The following is a 17,661-nucleotide window of genomic DNA, read 5'->3' on the forward strand; positions in this document are numbered from 1 at the left end:
CTAGGTCGTCCCGCTCCTCCCGTCCTGGCCGAGCAGCAGGCCGCCGGTCCCGCCGGCGCCGGGGGTGCCGGGCGGCGTGCCCGGTCCTCCGTTGCCGCCGTTGCCGCCGTCGCCGATCAACACCGCGTTGCCGCCCCTGCCGCCGGCGGCGCCCGCGCCGCCGGTATCGGCCGCGCCCGCTCCGCCGTCACCGCCGTTACCGATCAGTCCGGCCGTGCCGCCGGCCCCGCCGGCGCCACCGGGATCGCCGAGCTCCCCGGCGCGCCCGGCGCCGCCCGCGCCGCCGGATCCCATGAGCATGCCGCCGTTGCCGCCGTTGCCGCCGGCCGCGCCCTGGAACCCGCCACCGCCGCCGACGCCGCCGGCCCCGCCGTCGCCGAAGAACATGCCGGCGTTGCCGCCGGCGCCGCCCGCGCCGCCGGTGCCGCCGCCGTTGTTGCTGCCGCCGTCGCCGCCGGCCCCGCCGCCGGCGCCCATGCTCAGCAAGCCGGCGTTGCCGCCGCGCCCGCCCGCGCCCGCGGTGGTCTGGCCGAAGCCGCCGTTGCCGCCGTGGCCGCCGCCGCCGAACAGCCCGCCGTTGCCGCCGGCGCCGCCGGCGCCGCTGCTGCCGTTGAGGTTGCTGGCCCCGCCGGCCCCGCCGGCCCCGCCGTCGGCGAACAGCCCGCCGTTGCCGCCGGCGCCGCCCGCCCCGCTGGTTTGGCCGAACCCGGCGTCCCCGCCGATCCCGCCGGTGGAGAACAGCCCGCCGTTGCCGCCCGCCCCGCCGGCCCCGCCCGTGCCGTTGCCGTTCACGCCGGGGGTGAAGGCCACGGCGCCGGCGCCGCCGTTGCCGGCCGCGCCGGCGAGGAGCCCGGCGTTGCCGCCCGCCCCGCCGGCCCCGCCGATGTTGGCGCTCGGCGCCCGCCCACCGGCTCCGCCGGTGCCGCCGGAGCCGAACAACCCGGCGCTGCCGCCGGCGCCGCCCGCCCCGCCGTTGCCGGTCGTCGACGCGCCGCCCGCGCCTCCGGCGCCGCCGGAACCGAACATTCCGCCGCCGGCGCCGCCGTGCCCGCCGGCGGCGCCCGCGGCCCCGGAGCCCCCGATGCCGCCGTTGCCGAACAAGAGCCCGCCGTCCCCGCCGGCGGCCCCGGTCCCGGCGGCGCCATTGGCGCCGTTGCCGATCAGCGGGTGACCGGTTAGCGCCTGGACGGGCGCGTTGATCGCGGTGATCGCCTGCTGCTGCGCGGCGTGTAGCGGGTTGGCGCTCGCGGGAGCGTTGAAGCCGTCCAGGCCCAACAGCTGGCCGGCGATGCCGCCGGCGCCCGTCGCGCCGCGCACCTGGCCGAGGCCGCCGTTGCCGCCGTTGCCGCCGTCGCCGATCAGCATGCCGTTGCCGCCGGCCCCGCCCGCGCCGCCGACGCTGCTGGCGGCGCCCTCGGCGGTGCCCCCGCTGCCGCCGTTGCCACCGTTGCCGATCAGGCCGGACCTGCCGCCGGCGCCACCGACCCCGCCCTGAGCGGTCCCGCCGTCGCCGCCGGCGCCGCCCGCGCCGCCGGAGCCGTTGAGCATGCCGGCCGCGCCGCCGGCCCCGCCGCGCCCGCCGGTCTGGGGGCCGAACCCGCCATTGCCGCCGGCGCCGCCGTCGCCGAAGAGCAGGCCGGCGTTGCCGCCGGCCCCGCCGGCCCCGCCGATGCCGACCACCGGCGTGATGCTCTCGCCGCCGGCGCCGCCGGTGCCGCCGCCGCCCATGCTGAGCATGCCGGCGTTGCCGCCGTCCCCGCCGGCGCCGCCGAAGGTCGAGCCGTGCCCGCCGGTGCCGCCGGCGCCGCCGCCCCCAAAGATCCCGCCGGCCCCGCCGGCGCCGCCGAGCCCGCCGGACCCGCCCGTGCTGGTTCCGCCTCCGCCGCCGGCCCCGCCGGCGCCGAACATCCCGCCGGTCCCGCCGGCCCCGCCGGTGCCGCCGGTCCCGCTCACGCTGGTCCCGCCGAGCCCGCCGGTGCCCCCGGCGGAGAACAGCCCGCCGGCGCCGCCGGCGCCGCCGTCCCCTCCCGGACGGGTGATGCTGTCGCTGTGCCCGCCGGCGCCGCCCGACCCGGCCGCGCCGAACAGCATGCCGGCGTTGCCGCCGGCCCCGCCGTTGCCGGCGGAGGCGTTCGAGTTCCCGCCGGCCCCGCCGGCCCCGCCGGAGCCGAACAGCCCGGCGGCCCCGCCGTTGCCGCCGGCCCCGCCCGGGCCGCCCACCGCCAGGGGTTGGCCACCGGCCCCGCCGGCTCCGCCATTGCCGATCAGCCCGCCCGCCCCGCCGTTGCCGCCGTTACCGCCGGCGTTGCCGCCGTTGGTGCCGGATCCGCCGGCGCCGCCGTTGCCGATCAGCCACCCGCCCGGCGTCCCGTTCTGCCCGGTCCCGGCCGCGCCGTTGGTGCCGTTGCCGATCAGCGGGCGCCCGGTGGCCGCCTGGATCGGCGCGTTGATCCCGTCGAGCACGGTCTGCAGCGGGGACGCGGCGGCGGCCTCGGCGGCCGCGTACATGGTGCCGCCGGAGTTCATGGTCTGGACGAATTGCTGGTGGAACAGCGCCGCCTCGGCGCTCATGGCCTGGTAGAGCTGGCCGTGGCCGGAGAACAGCGAGGCCAGCGCCGCCGACACCTCGTCCTCGGCGGCGGCGAGGATCGCGGTGGTCGGTGCCGCCGCGGCCGCATTGGCGGCGTTCAGCGCCGAGCCGATGCTCTCGACATCGGTCGCCGCCGCGGCCAGCATTTCGGGCGCCACAAATACAAATGACATCGCTATTCCTCCCGGTTGATGAGCGTTCGGGGGATGCGCGTAGCGACCCAGCCCGACGTTCGGTTGCATCGAGTCAAGGATGCGAGGCGGCGCCGTGGCGAACGTCGGTCAAAGCTCGTAGATTGCGCTCGCCGGGGGTCGTAGATTTGCCGAGGGACTTGTACGCCGGACCGGTGTTGCTGTTCACGGGGCGTGCACGCCGAAGCGCAAGGCCCACTGGGGATTAGCTCGAGTAGCGGCCGTACGGCGCGCAGGCGCCCGCCGAAACGCGGCGGACAACCGCGAGCTACGCCGATTCGATATTGCCGTTCTGGCCGAGCAGCAGCCCGCCGGCGCCGGCGGTCCCCGGCGTTCCATTCGGTGGGCCGGTGCCGGCGTTGCCGCCGTTGCCGCCGTCGCCGATCAGGAGGGCGTTGCCGCCGTTCCCGCCGGCGCCGCCGGCGCCGCCGTGACCGTCCGCGCCGGAGCCGCCGTCACCGCCGCTGCCCATCGCCCCGGCCTTGCCGCCGGCCCCGCCAGCGCCGCCCTGGGTGAGAGCACTCAGGCCGGCGGCGCCCCCGGCGCCGCCCGCGCCGCCGGAGCCGTTGAGCAGACCGGCATTGCCGCCGGTGCCGCCGGTACCGCCCGTGGCGTTGAACAAGCCGGCGCCGCCGGCGCCCCCGGCACCGCCGTCGCCGACGAGGAAGCCGCCCGCGCCGCCATTGCCGCCGGCCCCGCCGTTGCCGTTGAAGACGGACCCGCCGAAGCCGCCGGCGCCGCCCCCGGCGCCCATGCTCAATATTCCGGCGTTGCCGCCGGCCCCGCCGCGTCCACCGGTGCCCGAGAGCCCGAAACCGCCGGTGCCGCCACCGCCGCCCCCGCCGAACAGCCCGCCGGCGCCGCCGGACCCGCCGGCACCGGCGGCGCTGGAGCCCGAGCCGCCGGCGCCGCCGTCGCCGCCGCCGGAGAACAGCCCGCCGACGCCCCCGGCGCCGCCCGCCCCGGCCGTACCGCCGAACCCGCCGTACCCGCCGACCCCGCCGTTGGCGAACAGCCCGCCGGCGCCGCCGGCCCCGCCGGCCCCGCCCGTGCCGGTGCCCGCGCCCGCCCCGCCGTTGCCGGCGGCGCCGAGGAGGAGCCCCGCACTGCCGCCGGTACCGCCGGCCCCGCCGGTGGTGCCCGCGCCCGTCGTCCTACCGCCGGCGCCCCCGGCGCCGCCGGAACCGAACAGCATGCCCGACCCGCCGGCCCCGCCGGCCCCGCCGCTGGCGGTCGCGGAGGCACCGCCGGCGCCGCCGGCGCCGCCGGAGCCGAACATCAGCCCTGCCGCACCGCCGTCTCCGCCGGCCCCGCCCGCGGCGCCCGATCCTCCGAGGCCGCCGTTGCCGAACAGGATGCCGCCGGCCCCGCCCGCCGCTCCGGTCCCCGCGGCGCCGTTGGCGCCGTTGCCGATCAGCGGGCGCCCGGTCGCCGCCTGGACGGGCGCGTTGATCGCAGCGATTGCCTGTTGCTGCATGGTGTGCATGGGCGAGGCGCTGGCCGGGGCGTTGAATCCGTCGAGCCCCAGCACCTGGCCGGCGGTGCCGCCCGCGCCCGGCTTGCCCGGGTTGAACGTGCCCGTCCCGCCGTTGCCGCCGTTGCCGCCGTCGCCGATCAGCACGCCGTTGCCGCCGACCCCGCCGTTGCCGCCAATGCTGCCGGCGCCGTTGCCGCCGGCGCCGCCACTGCCGCCGTTGCCGCCGTTCCCGAACATCCCGGCTGCGCCGCCGGCGCCGCCGGGTCCGCCGATGCTGGTGCCGGCGGCCCCGCCGGTGCCACCCGCACCGCCGGAGCCGTTGAGCATGCCGGCGGCGCCGCCCGCCCCGCCCTTGCCACCGTTCTGGGCGCCGAACCCGCCGTTGCCGCCGGCCCCGCCGTCGCCGAAGAACATGCCGCCGTTGCCGCCGGCCCCGCCGGCGCCGCCGAAGCCGCCCGGGGTGACGCCTTCGCCGCCGATGCCGCCGGCGCCGCCGGCCGCGCCGAGGCTGAGCATGCCGGCGTTGCCGCCGGTTCCGCCGGCCCCGCCGAAGGTTGCGCCGTGCCCGCCGCTGCCGCCGGCGCCGCCGGCGCCGAACACGCCGCCGGCCCCGCCGGTCCCGCCGGCGCCGGCGATGCCGCCCTGGCTTTCCCCGCCATGGCCGCCGGTGCCGCCGGGCCCGAACATGCCGCCGATTCCGCCGGCGCCGCCGGCCCCGCCGGTCCCGGCGTCGCTGAACCCGCCCATCCCCCCGGCGCCGCCGCCCGAGAGCATCCCGCCGGCGCCCCCGGCGCCGCCGGCCCCGCCGGACGCGGTGTTGCTCTGGGTGAACCCGCCGGCGCCGCCGGTCCCGGCCGCGCCGGAGAGCATGCCGGCGTTGCCGCCGGCCCCGCCGGTCCCGCCGGCTCCCTGGATCGAGCCGCCGCCGGCGCCGCCCGCGCCGCCCGCGCCGAACAGCCCGGCTGCCCCGCCGGTCCCGCCGGTCCCGCCGGTTCCGGTCGTGGCCGATCCGCCCGCCCCGCCGGCCCCGCCGAGGCCGATCAGCCCGGCGGCGCCGCCGTTGCCGCCGTTGCCGCCGTTGGTTCCGGGTGTGCCGGATCCGCCGGCGCCGCCGTTGCCGATCAGCCAGCCGCCGGGCGTGCCGCTCTGCCCGGTCCCCGGGGTTCCGCTGGTCCCGTTGCCGATCAGTGGGCGCCCGGTTGCCGCCTGGATGGGCGCATTGATGCCGTCCAGCAGGCTCTGCAGCGGGGACGCGGCCGCCGCCTCGGCCGCCGAATACATTGTCGCGCCGACACTCATCGCCTGGGTGAACTGCTGATGGAAGGTCGCCGCCTCGGCGCTGATCTCCTGATACAGCTGCGCATGCCCGGAAAATAGCGACGCCAGGGCCGCCGACACCTCGTCGGCGCCGGCGGCCACTATCGCCGTGGTCGGCGCCGCCGCGGCGGCATGGGCCGCGCTCAGCGCCGATCCGATGTTTCCCACATCCGTTGCCGCCGCAGCCAGCATCTCGGGCGCCACCAATACGAACGACATCGCGTCCTCCCGGTCGTCAGCACGCGTTCCGGGATGCGGTCGCCACCCCAGCCGACGCTGTGGATTCGACTCAAGGATGCGAGGCGGCCCGCCGACGTACGTCGGTCATAGCTCGTAGATTGCGCACGCCGGGGGGTCGTAGATTCGCCCGTCGAAGTACGTAGCAGTCCCGCGCACGCGTGCCGCGGCTCAGCCGTGACCGGTCACTTCCTGGGCGAGCTGCACCCGCGAGCTGATGCCGAGCTTCGCGTACACGTGCGTGAGGTGGGTCTGCACGGTCCGCCGCGAGACGAAAAGCCGCGCGGCGATCTCGTTGTTCGCCAGGCCGTCGGCGACCAGCCGCGCGACGTCCCGTTCGGTCGGGGTGAGGGAGCCCCAGCCGCTGCTCGGGCGCTTGCGCTCCCCACGGCCGCGGCGCGCGTACGCGACGGCTTCCTCCAGCGACAGGCCGGCGCCCTCGGCCCACGCGGCGTCGAAGTCCTCGTCGCCCAGCCCGTCGCGAATCGCCGCGAGCGCCCGCTCGTGATCCGCGTCGTAAATCCGGAAGCGGACCACCCCGATCCGCCGGCGGATCGTGTCGGCGGCGCCCATCAGCCGCGCCGCGTCGCGCGGGCTTTGCCCGTCGGCGGCCAGCCGGGCGAGGCACTCGAGGACGTCGGGCACGGCCAGGTGCGCCCCGCATTCCGCCGCGCAGCCCAGCGCCTTGTGCGCGTCGCGGTCCGCCTGGTCCGGCTCGCCCTTGGCGAGGGCGATGCGCGCCCGCGTGGTCAGCGCGCGGGCCAGGTGCCAGCCCGACGACACCGCGACCTGCTGGTCGGCCCGGCGCCCGGCCTCGATCAGGTCGCCGCGCGCCAGCGCGACCTCGGCGATCGGGTTGGCGATCGCCGCCCCGAGCTCGCCCTGCACGCTGAGCCGCTGCTGGGCCGCCTCGGTCGCCTCGGCCGCGGCCGCGACGTCGCCGGCGGCCACGGCCGCGGTGGCCGAGACCGCGTAGCTGAATCCCTCGTTGTACGGCCACAGGTCGGCGGCGGCCCGCAGCGACGCGTCGGCCTCGGCCGCGGCCGCGCCGGTCTCGCCCCGGAAGGCGAGGGCAAGGCTCAGGCTCAGCCGGGCGCCCCACCGGAACAGCACGTCGTGCGACGCGTCGGCGTCGGCGGTCACCGCCTCGAACTGCGCGACGGCCTCGGCCAACTCGCCCTGCATCAGCTGCGCCAACCCGAGGGTCCAGCGGCACGAACGCGCGTCGAACCGGTCGCCGATCGCGTCGGCGAGCTCGCATCCCTCCCGCGAGGCCGCGCCCGCGGCGATCGGGTCGCCCGCGTAGAAGGCGCCGTTGGCCTGCCAGGTCAGGATCTGCGTCAGCCGCCACTGGTCGTCGAGCGCGCGGGCGATGCCGATCGCCTCGGCGAGGTACGGGCGCGCGGCGTCGGCGCTGTACGACGCGATCGCGCCGCAGGCGGTGAGCGCGCGCGCCAGCAGGGCGGGGTCGTCGAGCTCGCGGGCGATGGCCACGGCCTGCTGCGCCTGCTCGAGGTTGTCGCCGATGCTGCGCGACGCGTCGAGGGCGGCCTTGTCGGCGAGCGCCCGCCCGCGCACCAGCGCCGAGATGTCCGAGTGCCGCGCGTCGCCCTCGGGGAGGGTGGCGTCGAACCAGGCCAGGCCCTCCTGGATGCGGCCCCGCGTCTGCCAGAGCGGTTGCAGCGACGACGTCAGCTCCAGCGCGCGCTCGATCTCCCCGTTGTGGCGGCACCATTCGAACGCGGCGCGCAGGTTGTCGATCTCGATCTCGACCTGTTCGATGCGGCGCTGGTGGTCGGCGTCGGCGGGGCTGTCCAGCAGCGCGGCCAGCGCCGCGTAGTGCTCGCGGTGGCGGGCGTGGACCTCGTCGGCTTCGCCGGATTCCCGCAGCCGTGCCATCGCGTAGTGACGCACCGTCTCCAGCAGCCGAAACCGCGTCCGGTCGCCGGCGTTTTCCGCGACGACCAGCGACTTGTCCACCAACTGGGCGAGCCGGTCGAGGACCTGCACTTGCTGCGCGGGATCGCCGTCGCCGATGATCCGCGCGGCGTCGAGGTCGAACCCGGACCGGAAGACCGCCAGCCGGCGAAACAGCCGGCGTTCCGGCTCGCTGAGCAGCGTGTGCGACCAGTCGACCGACCCGCCGAGGGTCCGCTTGCCGCGCGTGCCGGCGGGAACGTCGGTCACCAGCCGGAACCTGTTGCGCAGTCCGTCGAGGATCTCGGCCAGCGACATCATCCGCACGCGCGCCGCCGCGAGCTCGATGCCCAGCGGCAGGCCGTCCAGCCGGTCGCAGATCTCGCGCACCGCGGCGCTGTCGTCGACGGCGATGCTGAAGTCGGGCCGGGCCAGGCGCGCCCGGTCGACGAAGAGCTCGATCGCCTCGTCGGCGAGCGAGAGCGCGGGCACCCGCCAGGTCAGCTCGCCGGCCACGCCGAGCGGCTCGCGGCTGGTCGTCAGCATGGTCAGCTGCGGGCAGGCGCCCAGCAGCGCGACGGTCAGGTCGGCGCACGCGTCGAGTTGGTGCTCGCAGTTGTCGAGCACCAGCAGCGCCTCGCGGTCGCCGAGGAAACGCACCAGCGTTTCGGTCGCCGAGCGGCCCGGCTGGTCGGGGAGGCCGAGCGCGCGGATCGCCGCGACCGGCACCACCTCGGCGTCGGTGACCGGTGTGAGATCGACGAACCACACGTTGCCGTCGAACTCGGCGGCCGCCTGCGCGGCGACCTGCACCGCCAGCCGCGTCTTGCCGACGCCGCCCGTGCCGGCCAGGCTCACCAGCCGGTTCTCCGACAGCGCCTTGGCCACGTCGTCGGTCAGGGTGACGCGGCCGACGAAGCGGGTCAGCTGCACCGGCAGGCCGTGCGGAACGAGGCTGCCGGTGGTGCGCAGCGGCGGGAACTCGACGTCGAGGTCCGAATGGCACAGCTGCGCCACCCGCTCCGGGCGGGGCAGGTCGCCGAGCTGATGCGCGCCCAGGTCGGTCACCCAGGCGTCGTCGGGGAGTTCGTCGGCGACCAGGTCGCGGGTGATGCCCGAGACCAGGATCTGGCCGCCGTGCGCGAGGTCGCGCAGCCGGGCGGCCCGGTCGGGCGTCGGGCCGACATAGGCGCCGGCGTCGTCCAGCTGCACCTCGCCGGTGTGCACGCCGACGCGCAGCCGGATCGGCGCCAGCGCCGCGCGCTGCAGCTCCACCGCGCAGGCCACGGCGTTGGTCGCGTGCGCGAACGCGGCCACGAAGCCCCCGTCGGCGCCGGGTTCCTCCGCCAGCACGCCGTCGTGCGCGGCGACGACCTCGGCGGCCAGGCGGTCGAGCCGCACGAGGGCGGCCGTCATTTGCTCCGGCCGGGTCTCCCAGAGTCGCTCGGAGCCGTCGAAGTCGGCGAGAAGCAGGGTCACCGTTCCTGCGGGCATAAGCTCCCTCGCGCCGCGGTCACGCCCGTTGCGTGACCCAATATCCGCGCGGACATCAGTTTCGCTCATGCCCGCCACCGCGGGACGCATACCACCCGAAAAAGATGGAGGTCATCGGGGCGGCGGCGGGAACCGCGACCGACCCGGGCGCGCGGGTGGACCCTTTGCCGTGGGGCGGGTCTACGACCCCGCACCCGGCTGCAATTACGACCCCTCATGTTGTGTATCTACGCGATTCGACCGACGTTAGTTCGACGTCACGCCCCACATATTTGACTCGCTGTCAATAGACATCGGGGGCGGTTCGCGCGTTCGCTGCGCAGGTCCCGCCGAGTGCGATCGACGAAGGGACGTGGCGATGAACTTCCTGGTACTGCCGCCGGAGGTCAATTCGGCGCGGGTGTATCTGGGTGCCGGGCCGGGCCCCATGCTGGCCGCGGCGGCGGCCTGGGAGGGGCTGGCGGGCGAGTTGGGTTCGGCGGCGAGCTCGTTCGGGTCCGTGACGGCGGGCCTGACGGGCGGGGCCTGGCAGGGCCCCGCGGCCGCGGCGATGCTGGGCGCGGCCGCGCCGTACGCGGGCTGGCTGTCGGCGGCGGCGGCCCAGGCGCAGGGTGCGGCGGGGCAGGCGCGGGCGGCGGCGTCGGCGTTCGAGGCGGCGGTGGCCGCGACGGTGCATCCGGGGGCGGTGGCGGCCAACCGCAGCCAGCTGGTGTCGTTGGTGCGGTCGAACCTGTTGGGGCTCAACGCCCCGGCGATCGCGGCGGCCGAGGCCCAGTACGAGCAGATGTGGGCCGCCGATGTGGCCGCGATGGTGGGCTACCACGGCGGGGCCTCGGCGGTGGCCGCGCGGCTGGCCCCGATGGCGCAGGCGCTGCAGAACCTGCCCGGGCCGCTGGGTCAGGTGCAGGCGGCGCTCGCGAACCTCAACCTCGGCCCGGGCAACACCGGCAGCCAGAACGTGGGCGGCGGCAACACCGGCAATCAAAACGTGGGTAGCGGCAACACCGGCAACGGCAACGTGGGCGGCGGCAACATCGGCAACACCAACGTCGGCAACGGCAACAACGGCCTCGGCAACATCGGTAGCGGCAACCGCGGCAACCAGAACATGGGCAGCGGAAACGCGGGCAACACCAACACCGGCTTCGGCAACAACGGCATCGGGAACGTCGGCGCCGGAAACCTGGGCAACGCCAACACCGGCAACGGCAATCTGGGCAACGGCAACCTCGGCAGCGGCAACCGCGGCGACGCCAACATGGGCGTCGGCAACCGCGGCAACAACAACGTCGGCATCGCCAACACGGGCAACAACAACTTCGGGTTCGGCAACACCGGCAACAACGACATCGGGTTCGGGCTGACCGGCGACAACCAGATCGGCGTCGGCGCACTGAATTCCGGGATCGGTAACATCGGCTTCGGCAACTCGGGCACCGGCAACATCGGCTTCTTCAACTCGGGCACCGGGAATGTCGGCATCTTCAACTCGGGCAACCACAGCTTCGGCTTCGGCAACTCGGGCAGCTTCAACACCGGCTTCACCAACGCGGGCCAGGGCAATACCGGGTTTTGGAACAGCGGATTTTCCAACTTCGGCTTCGCCAACGGTGGCGCGAACAACATGGGGATGCTCAACGGCGGTTCCCAGAATTTCGGGATGGACAACTCCGGCTTCCAGAACATGGGCAGCGGGAACGCGGGGAGCCTCAACACCGGTGACTTCAACGCCGGCAACATCAACACCGGGTGGGGGAGCTCCGGCTCCAGCAATACCGGCGGCTTCGACTCGGGCAGCCTGAACACCGGCTTCGGCAGTGCGATCACGCCTGTGGGCGTGAAGAATTCGGGCTTCGGCAACGCGGGAATCGGCAGCTCCGGGTTCTTCAACACGGGCGGCGGCGACACCTCCGGCTTCCAGAACACCGGCCTGGCCGAGGAAGCGGGCTTCGGAAACTCCGGCAACGGCAACAACGTCGGCATCGACAACTCGGGCAGTTTCCTCGCCGGCATCGGCAACACCGGCTTCGACAACATCGGCATCGGCAACTCGAACGTCTTCAACTCGGGCGTCGGCAACTCGGGCAACGACGACTCGGGGTTCTTCAACAAGCGCGACGCCGTGGCCGGATTCTTCCAGTGATGTCGGACTTTTCGTTGTTGCCGCCGGAGATCAATTCCGCGCGCATGTACGCGGGCGCGGGGGCGGGTCCGTTGTTCGCGGCGGCGACGGCGTGGCAGGGGTTGGCCGCCGACCTGCGGGCGTCGGCGACGTCGTTCGCCTCGGTGGTCGCGGCGTTGACCGCCGCGCCCTGGTCGGGCCCGGCCGCCGAGGCGATGGCGGGCGCCGCCGCGCCGTACGTGCGGTGGCTGGCGGGGTCGGCGGCGCGGGCCGAGGGGGCCGCGGCGCAGGCCCGCGCGGCGGCCACGGCGTTCGAGGCGGCGCAGACGGTGACCGTTCACCCGGCGGCCGTGGCGGCGAACCGGGTTCAGCTGATGTCGTTGGTGGCCACCAACTTTCTGGGCCAGAACACGCCGGCGATCGCGGCGACGGAATTCCACTACGCGGAGATGTGGGCGCAGGACGTCGCCGCGATGCTCGGCTATCACGCCGGGGCAATGGCGGTCGCGTCGTCGCTGACGCCGTTCGCCTCGCCGCCACTCGACCCGGCGGGCGTCGCCGGCGCGGTCCCGCTCGTGGTGGGCACGCTGCAGTCGCTGGCTTCCGGTGTGCCCCTGCAGTCGTTGTCGTCGCTGGCGGAGGTCGCATCGCTTCCGGTCAGCATGCTGATGTCCCCGATCATGTCGTTGGCCCAGGGCGCGAACGCCGGGACGGCGGGGCTGGCCGGCGCGGCCGCGATCGGGGCCGATGCCCCGAAGTTCGTGGGCGACACCGCGTTCAAGCCGCTCGGCGGTGGCGGGGGCCTGGCCATGTCGGCGGGCCTGGGCCAGGCGCGGCTGGTGGGGGCGATGTCGGTGCCGCCGACGTGGCAGGGCTCGACTCCCACCCGGATGGTCAGCTCGGCGATGTCGGGGCTCGGCGGCGGAATGCCCGGTGCCGCAGGGGGATACGGCGCCGCGATGGGCGGGATGCCGATGATGCCGATGCCGATGGGCGGCATGGGCGGCGGTGCCCCCGCCGGGATGATGGGCCGCGGTGGGGCGAGCCCGAACCATGTGGTGCAGTCGCGGCCGAGCGTGGTGCCGCGTGTCGGGGTCGGCTAGTGGGTCTGCGGGACAACGTGATCCGGGGCTACGGTGCGGCGTGCTACCTGCTGTCTCGCGCAGCGCTGCTGTGCGGGATCGGCTTCGTCGGCAACATCGCGATGCCGCGCAGCATCGACCACGCGGTGACCGCGTCGCCGCACAAGGCGGTCGTGGTCGATCTGCTGCTGCTCGGCCTGTTCGCGTTCCAGCAGAGCGTCATGGCGGATCCGGTGTTCCGGCGGTGGTGGGCGCGCTTCCTGGCGCAGTCGATGGAACGCGGCAGCTATGTGTTGTTCGGGAGCCTCACGCTGTTCCTGCTCTATTGGCAATGGCGTCCCATTCCCGCGGTGGTGTGGGAGGTACCGTCACCGACGGGCCGGTGGGGGTTGCACGCGATGTTCTGGCTGGGCTGGGCGGTCGTCGCGATCGGAGCCGTCAAGCGTTCCGACGGCGCGAGTTTCGGTTCTCAACCGGTGTCTTGGCCGGCGCGCCACCCGGTTATGTCCGGCTTCGTGGTCGCGTTCTGGGCCACCCCTTTGATGACGGCGGGGCATCTGCTCTTCGCGCTTGCCGCCACCGGGTACATCGTCGTCTTCGTCCGGCAGGAGGAACGCGAGCTGCGGCGGCGATCGGCGCTGACCGCCGCCGTCATCGCCGAACTGTCCGGCACCGTGTTTCCGGTGCTGCGCCGGGCGACGGTCTACCCGACGGCCTCGGACAACGGATTTCCGTGGAACCAGGCGCGTGGGGAGCTCGAACGGCGCTAAGCCGATTCGATGGAACCTTGGGCGGGGTTTGTGCGTCTAACGGCGGCGGCTCCCGGGGCGCGCGAAATTTCTTGTGTCACTTTGGTTTCAGGCGTCACATTGTCGGGATTCTTGTCGGTGATGGTTCGTAGTGTCGGCGGTATGGGTTGCAGCAGTCGCGAGGAGATCGTCGAAGCCTTCGACGCGCTCGATGCCGGCCTGGACCGGGTGGGCGCGTTGTCCTTCGATGTGCTCACCACCCCGGAGCGGTTGCGGGTGCTGGAGCGCCTCGAGCGCGCCGCGCGGCGGCTGCGCGCCCCCCAACACACGCTGATCAATCAGCTCGACGCCCAGGCCGGCCCCGCCGAGCTGGGCGGCAGCCTGGTCACGGCGCTGGCCGACCGGTTGCGCATCACCAAGGCCGAGGCCGGTCGGCGCCTCGCCGAGGCCGAGGATCTCGGTCAGCGCCGCGCGCTGACGGGTGAACCGCTGGCGCCGCGGCTTGCCGCGACCGCGGCCGCCCAACGCCAGGGGTTGATCGGCGATGGGCATGTGAAGGTGATCCGCAGTTTCTTCGCCCATCTGCCCGACGAGGTGGACCCGGCGCTGCGCGAGGCCGCCGAGAAGGATCTGGCCGGCAAGGCCACCCAGTACCGGCCCGACGAGGTGGCCAAGTATGCCCAGCGGATCATGGACTGGATCCACCCCGACGGCGACTTCAGCGACCGCGAGCGCGCCCGCCGGCGCGGCATCGTCTTCGGCAAGCAGGAATTCGACGGCATGTCACGCATCAGCGGGCTGGTCACCCCCGAGCTGCGCGCCGCGATCGAGGCGCTGTTGGCCAAGCTGGCCGCCCCCGGCGCCTGCAACCCCGACGACGACACCCCCGTCGTCGACGACACCCCCGACGACGAGGCGGTGCGCCGCGACACCCGCAGCACCGCCCAGCGCAACCACGACGCTTTCCTCGCCGCGCTGCGCGCCCTGCTCGCCTCCGGGAAGCTGGGCAGCCACAACGGGCTACCGGTAGGGATCGTGGCCATCGCCTCGTTGCGTGAGCTCGAGGCCGCCGCCGGCAAGGCCCTGACCGCCGGGGGCAGCCTGCTGCCCATGGCCGACGTGATCCGCATGGCCGCCCATGCGCATCACTACCTGGCGATTTTCCACGACGGCAAACCGCTGGCGCTGTATCACACCAACCGGTTGGCGTCTCCGGCGCAGCGAATAGTCTTGTACGCCAGGGACCGTGGTTGCACTAAGCCGGGCTGTACCGCCCCGGCGTATCACAGCCAGGTCCATCACATCAAAGGCTGGCAAGCCACCCGGCGCACCCACATCGACGAACTCACCCTGGCCTGCGGCCCCGACAACCGCCTGGCCGAACAGGGCTGGACCACCCGCATCAACGCCCGAGGCGAAACCGAATGGATCCCACCCGCACACCTGGATCACGGACAGCCCAGGACCAACGCCTACCACCACCCCGAACGCTTCACCGACAACGACGATGAAGACGACCCGTAGCGGCAGACGTCGGCTAGGCCGGCAGGGCCGCGCCCGCGGCGTCGTGCGCCATCACCTCGGCCGCGGCGCGCTCGCCCGAGCGAATCGCCCCGTCGACCCACCCGCACATGATCGCCGAGCTCTCGGTGCCGGCCCAGTGGACGCGCCCGCAGGGCTCGCGCAGGGTGTAACCGAACTGGGTGAGCACCCCGGGCGCGGCGTGGCTGATCATGCCGCCGCCGGAATAGCGGTCCACGGTCCAGTTCTGCTCGTGAAATTCGCGGTGCGCGTTGGCCTTTGCGCCGAACCGATCGACGAGCTCGCCGATGACCAACGCCCGGCGCTCGGCCTCGTCGAGCCTGCCCAGCCGCCGTGCCGCGGGTCCCTCGCTGATGACGCACATGACGCCCGGGCTGCCGGTGTCGGTGCAGGCATCGATGGTCAGGGTCGCCGGGGATCCCGGCGCGGCCGACTGGCCCGACAACCCGTCGGCGCGCCAGAACGGCTCGTCGTAGACGACCGAGATCTTGACGACCGCGCCGCTCGGCATCCGCTGATGCAAAAAGGCCCGGTCCACCGGCAGCATCGGTTCGTAGACGATCGATGTCGCGATCGCCAAGGGGATCGCGACGACCGCCCGCCGTGCCCGCACCGTCATGCCGTCGGCGCGGACGGTCACGCCGCCGTCGTCCTGGGCGATCTGGCGGACCGGTTGCGAAAGGTGCAGCGCGTCACCGACTTCGGTTGCCATCGGCCCGTAGATGGCGCCCATCCCGCCGACCGGGCGGGCGTCCTGGGAGCCACCCTTGCCCGAGATGGCGAAGGTCGGGCCGCCGGCGGATCCCGTCTGCAGCAACGCCCACAGCAATGACGTCTCCGACCCCGCCGAGGTGTAGAGCCCGGACAGGGCCATGTCCAGCATCTCCCGGGCCGGCCTGGACATCGTGTTGTTTTCGATCCATTCGGCCAGGCTGATGCGGTCCCACTCCTCGGCTCGCTCTGCCTCCCAAGGGGATTCGAGCGGAACGGATTTGCACATGCTTTCCACGGCGCGCAGGCCCAGACCCAGGTTGATGACGGTCCACGGGTTCATCGTCCAGGGGATGGCGCCGCCGTAGCGATGCTTCTTCCCGCCGACGATCATCATGGCGTCGCCGTCGTTGTGCTGCTTGTACTCCGGCACCCCGAACTCGTTCATCAGCGCGTAGACGCGGTCCTGGCCCGGCCCGATCCACGCGCCACCCCGGTCGACCCACGTTCCGTCCGGCCGATATTCGGTGAACGTGCGCCCGCCGACCCGGTCGCGCGCCTCCAGCAAGGCCACCGAGTGACCCGCTCGCTTCAGCCGCAGGGCGGCGGTCAGGCCCGCGAACCCGGCGCCGACCACGCAGTAATCGACCTCCGACACGGCTGGCTCCTCAGCTGGTTTCGTCCCAGCAGCAAACTACACCCACGGGGTACCGGCGGTAGGTGTTCGCGCGGATTCGTCGGTTAAGGGAGCGTCGAACCGCTGGACGCCAGATCGACGTCCTGTCCGGACTGCGAGGATCGTTGCGCATCACGCCGATTGACGGCGGCCACGCGGTAGAGGAACGACGGGCGCAGCAGGCGCGTGGGCGGATCGAGTAGCCCGGTGACCCGGAAGAACTGGGTGCCGATCATGACATCGGACTCGGAAGCGGCCAGCACGCGTTCCACCAGCCGATTGGTCATCCGCATCGAGCGTGTCCGTCGCCCTTGGACTTCCGGGAACGCCAGGTCGGAAGTGGCCCCGGTCCTCCACGCCACACCGATCGCCTTGGCCGTGGCGCGAAAGTACCGCCTGGGCAGGTCGGCGACGCCCCGACGCAGACAGTCCCGCAGCGCCACGGCATCCAGCGCGGCGACCGACATTCCTTGGCCGTAAATAGGATTGAAGCTACAGATCGCGTCGCCACAGGCCAGCAGGCCGTCGGGGAGCCGACGCATCTTGTCGTAGCGTCGCCACTGGCTGGACGGCATGCGATGTTGCACCACGGGCCCGACGGGTGCGCCGGCGCGCACCGCCGCCAGCAAGTGGGCCGGCCCGTACTCCTGCGCGTAGGACAGCATGCCGTCCAGGTCCCGCGGCGGCTCGTGTCCGGCCAGCGCGTAGACCGTGAAAATCCAGGTGTCGCGCTCGTAGCCAACCAAAAACATGCCCTTGGGCCGCCCCGGCGCGGGGCTGACGAGCGCCAGCATTTCGTGCAGCGTGCCGGGTGGGATCCGCAGCGCCTGGCTCACGTAGGTCGTGTGCATGGTGATGTGATCCTCGGCCGGTCGCCCATAACCCAGGCTCTCGAGGAGGGCGGGCGTGTGGGCGCCGCGGCCCATCGCGTCCACGACGAGGTCCGCCGTCATCTCCTGCGGACCGCCACCGGAGCGGTGCGCCACGCGCACCCCGGTGATGCGACTGCGGTCCGGGGCCGCGGTCAATTCGGTGACGTCGCGGCCGGCGTGGACCGTGACGTTCCCCAGCTGCCGCAGGCGCCGCCTGACGTGGCATTCCAGCAGCGGCCGGCTCGGCATATACAGCGCCATTTCCTGCGGGTCGGCGGCCAGCGCTCCCGACTTCAGCACCCGGCGGCCGTTGTAGGAGAAGTAGCCCTTGGTGAGGTCGCCGTCGTCCCACACCGGCGCACCGGCGGCGACCAGCTCGTCGAGCAGCCCGGGAAAGAGCTCGTCGAGAACGTGGGCGCCGCGCGGCAGCAGGGCGTGCACGTGCCGTCCCTGCGGCACCCCCCGGCGGTTGACGGGATCGTCTGAGAGCTCATCGCGCTCGAATACTGTGACGTCCCCGAAGAAGTCGGCCAGCACCCGCGCGGCGAGCAGCCCGCCCATGCTCGCTCCCAAAACCACCGCCCGCTCACCCAATACCGGCATTGCGACACACCTTTCAGCGCGACTGTGGGTCAATCACTGCGGATCAGCATGCGGGGCCGCGACGGGCGCCGATAGGGTAGT

At 74.1% G+C, this 17,661-nt stretch carries 8 protein-coding genes and 1 pseudogene; 4 read left to right on the forward strand and 5 right to left on the reverse strand.

The genetic code is table 11. The annotated features are described in order from the left end of the window. The 3 genes from AC5Y4Z_RS03730 to AC5Y4Z_RS03740 all read right to left on the reverse strand — a co-directional run bounded on the left by AC5Y4Z_RS03730 (position 1) and on the right by AC5Y4Z_RS03740 (position 9,223). The gene (locus AC5Y4Z_RS03730; RefSeq protein WP_499960991.1) at positions 1 to 2,763 is read right to left on the reverse strand and encodes a PE family protein; all 2,763 of its coding nucleotides are present in this window, start codon (positions 2,761 to 2,763) and stop codon (positions 1 to 3) included. A gap of 286 nt (positions 2,764 to 3,049) precedes the next feature. Next, positions 3,050 to 5,794 (reverse strand): PE family protein, encoded by a 2,745-nt coding sequence (locus AC5Y4Z_RS03735; protein ID WP_499960992.1) that lies wholly within the window; start codon positions 5,792 to 5,794, stop codon positions 3,050 to 3,052. Positions 5,795 to 5,983: 189 nt separating this feature from the next. After that, positions 5,984 to 9,223 (reverse strand): LuxR C-terminal-related transcriptional regulator, encoded by a 3,240-nt coding sequence (locus AC5Y4Z_RS03740; protein WP_499960993.1) that lies wholly within the window; start codon positions 9,221 to 9,223, stop codon positions 5,984 to 5,986. A 358-nt stretch (positions 9,224 to 9,581) separates the two neighbouring features. Between AC5Y4Z_RS03740 and AC5Y4Z_RS03745 the strand changes: the two genes are divergently transcribed. From AC5Y4Z_RS03745 to AC5Y4Z_RS03760, 4 genes and pseudogenes are all read left to right on the forward strand, one after another. Further along, a complete protein-coding gene (locus tag AC5Y4Z_RS03745) occupies positions 9,582 to 11,366 on the forward strand; it encodes a PPE family protein (RefSeq protein ID WP_499960994.1) in 1,785 nt (594 codons plus the stop codon). Then, on the forward strand, positions 11,366 to 12,448 hold the full coding sequence (locus tag AC5Y4Z_RS03750) for a PPE family protein (RefSeq protein WP_499960995.1): 1,083 nt from the start codon (positions 11,366 to 11,368) through the stop codon (positions 12,446 to 12,448). Before AC5Y4Z_RS03745 ends, AC5Y4Z_RS03750 begins: the two co-directional genes overlap by 1 nt. A 5-nt stretch (positions 12,449 to 12,453) precedes the next feature. Beyond that, positions 12,454 to 13,094 (forward strand): annotated as a pseudogene (locus tag AC5Y4Z_RS03755) (methanethiol S-methyltransferase); the annotation flags it as partial. Between the two features lie 244 nt (positions 13,095 to 13,338). After that, positions 13,339 to 14,700: an HNH endonuclease signature motif containing protein gene (locus AC5Y4Z_RS03760; protein WP_499960996.1), complete on the forward strand. Its 1,362-nt coding sequence runs from the start codon at positions 13,339 to 13,341 to the stop codon at positions 14,698 to 14,700. A 13-nt stretch (positions 14,701 to 14,713) separates the two neighbouring features. On the opposite strand, the gene AC5Y4Z_RS03765 is transcribed toward AC5Y4Z_RS03760, so the two are convergent. Next, positions 14,714 to 16,087 (reverse strand): flavin monoamine oxidase family protein, encoded by a 1,374-nt coding sequence (locus AC5Y4Z_RS03765; RefSeq protein WP_499960997.1) that lies wholly within the window; start codon positions 16,085 to 16,087, stop codon positions 14,714 to 14,716. Between the two features lie 83 nt (positions 16,088 to 16,170). Then, positions 16,171 to 17,580 (reverse strand): FAD-dependent oxidoreductase, encoded by a 1,410-nt coding sequence (locus AC5Y4Z_RS03770; RefSeq protein WP_499960998.1) that lies wholly within the window; start codon positions 17,578 to 17,580, stop codon positions 16,171 to 16,173. Positions 17,581 to 17,661: the final 81 nt, after the last annotated feature.

Source organism: Mycobacterium sp. NGS63, from assembly GCF_059812295.1.

Bases quoted from the DNA above. Each gene is read 5' to 3' on its own strand.
- AC5Y4Z_RS03740 (WP_499960993.1), bottom strand. From the start codon at position 9,223: ATGCCCGCAGGAACGGTGACCCTGCTTCTCGCCGACTTCGACGGCTCC.
- AC5Y4Z_RS03750 (WP_499960995.1), top strand. From the start codon at position 11,366: ATGTCGGACTTTTCGTTGTTGCCGCCGGAGATCAATTCCGCGCGCATG.
- AC5Y4Z_RS03730 (WP_499960991.1), bottom strand. From the start codon at position 2,763: ATGTCATTTGTATTTGTGGCGCCCGAAATGCTGGCCGCGGCGGCGACC.
- AC5Y4Z_RS03760 (WP_499960996.1), top strand. From the start codon at position 13,339: ATGGGTTGCAGCAGTCGCGAGGAGATCGTCGAAGCCTTCGACGCGCTC.
- AC5Y4Z_RS03770 (WP_499960998.1), bottom strand. From the start codon at position 17,580: ATGCCGGTATTGGGTGAGCGGGCGGTGGTTTTGGGAGCGAGCATGGGC.
- AC5Y4Z_RS03745 (WP_499960994.1), top strand. From the start codon at position 9,582: ATGAACTTCCTGGTACTGCCGCCGGAGGTCAATTCGGCGCGGGTGTAT.
- AC5Y4Z_RS03735 (WP_499960992.1), bottom strand. From the start codon at position 5,794: ATGTCGTTCGTATTGGTGGCGCCCGAGATGCTGGCTGCGGCGGCAACG.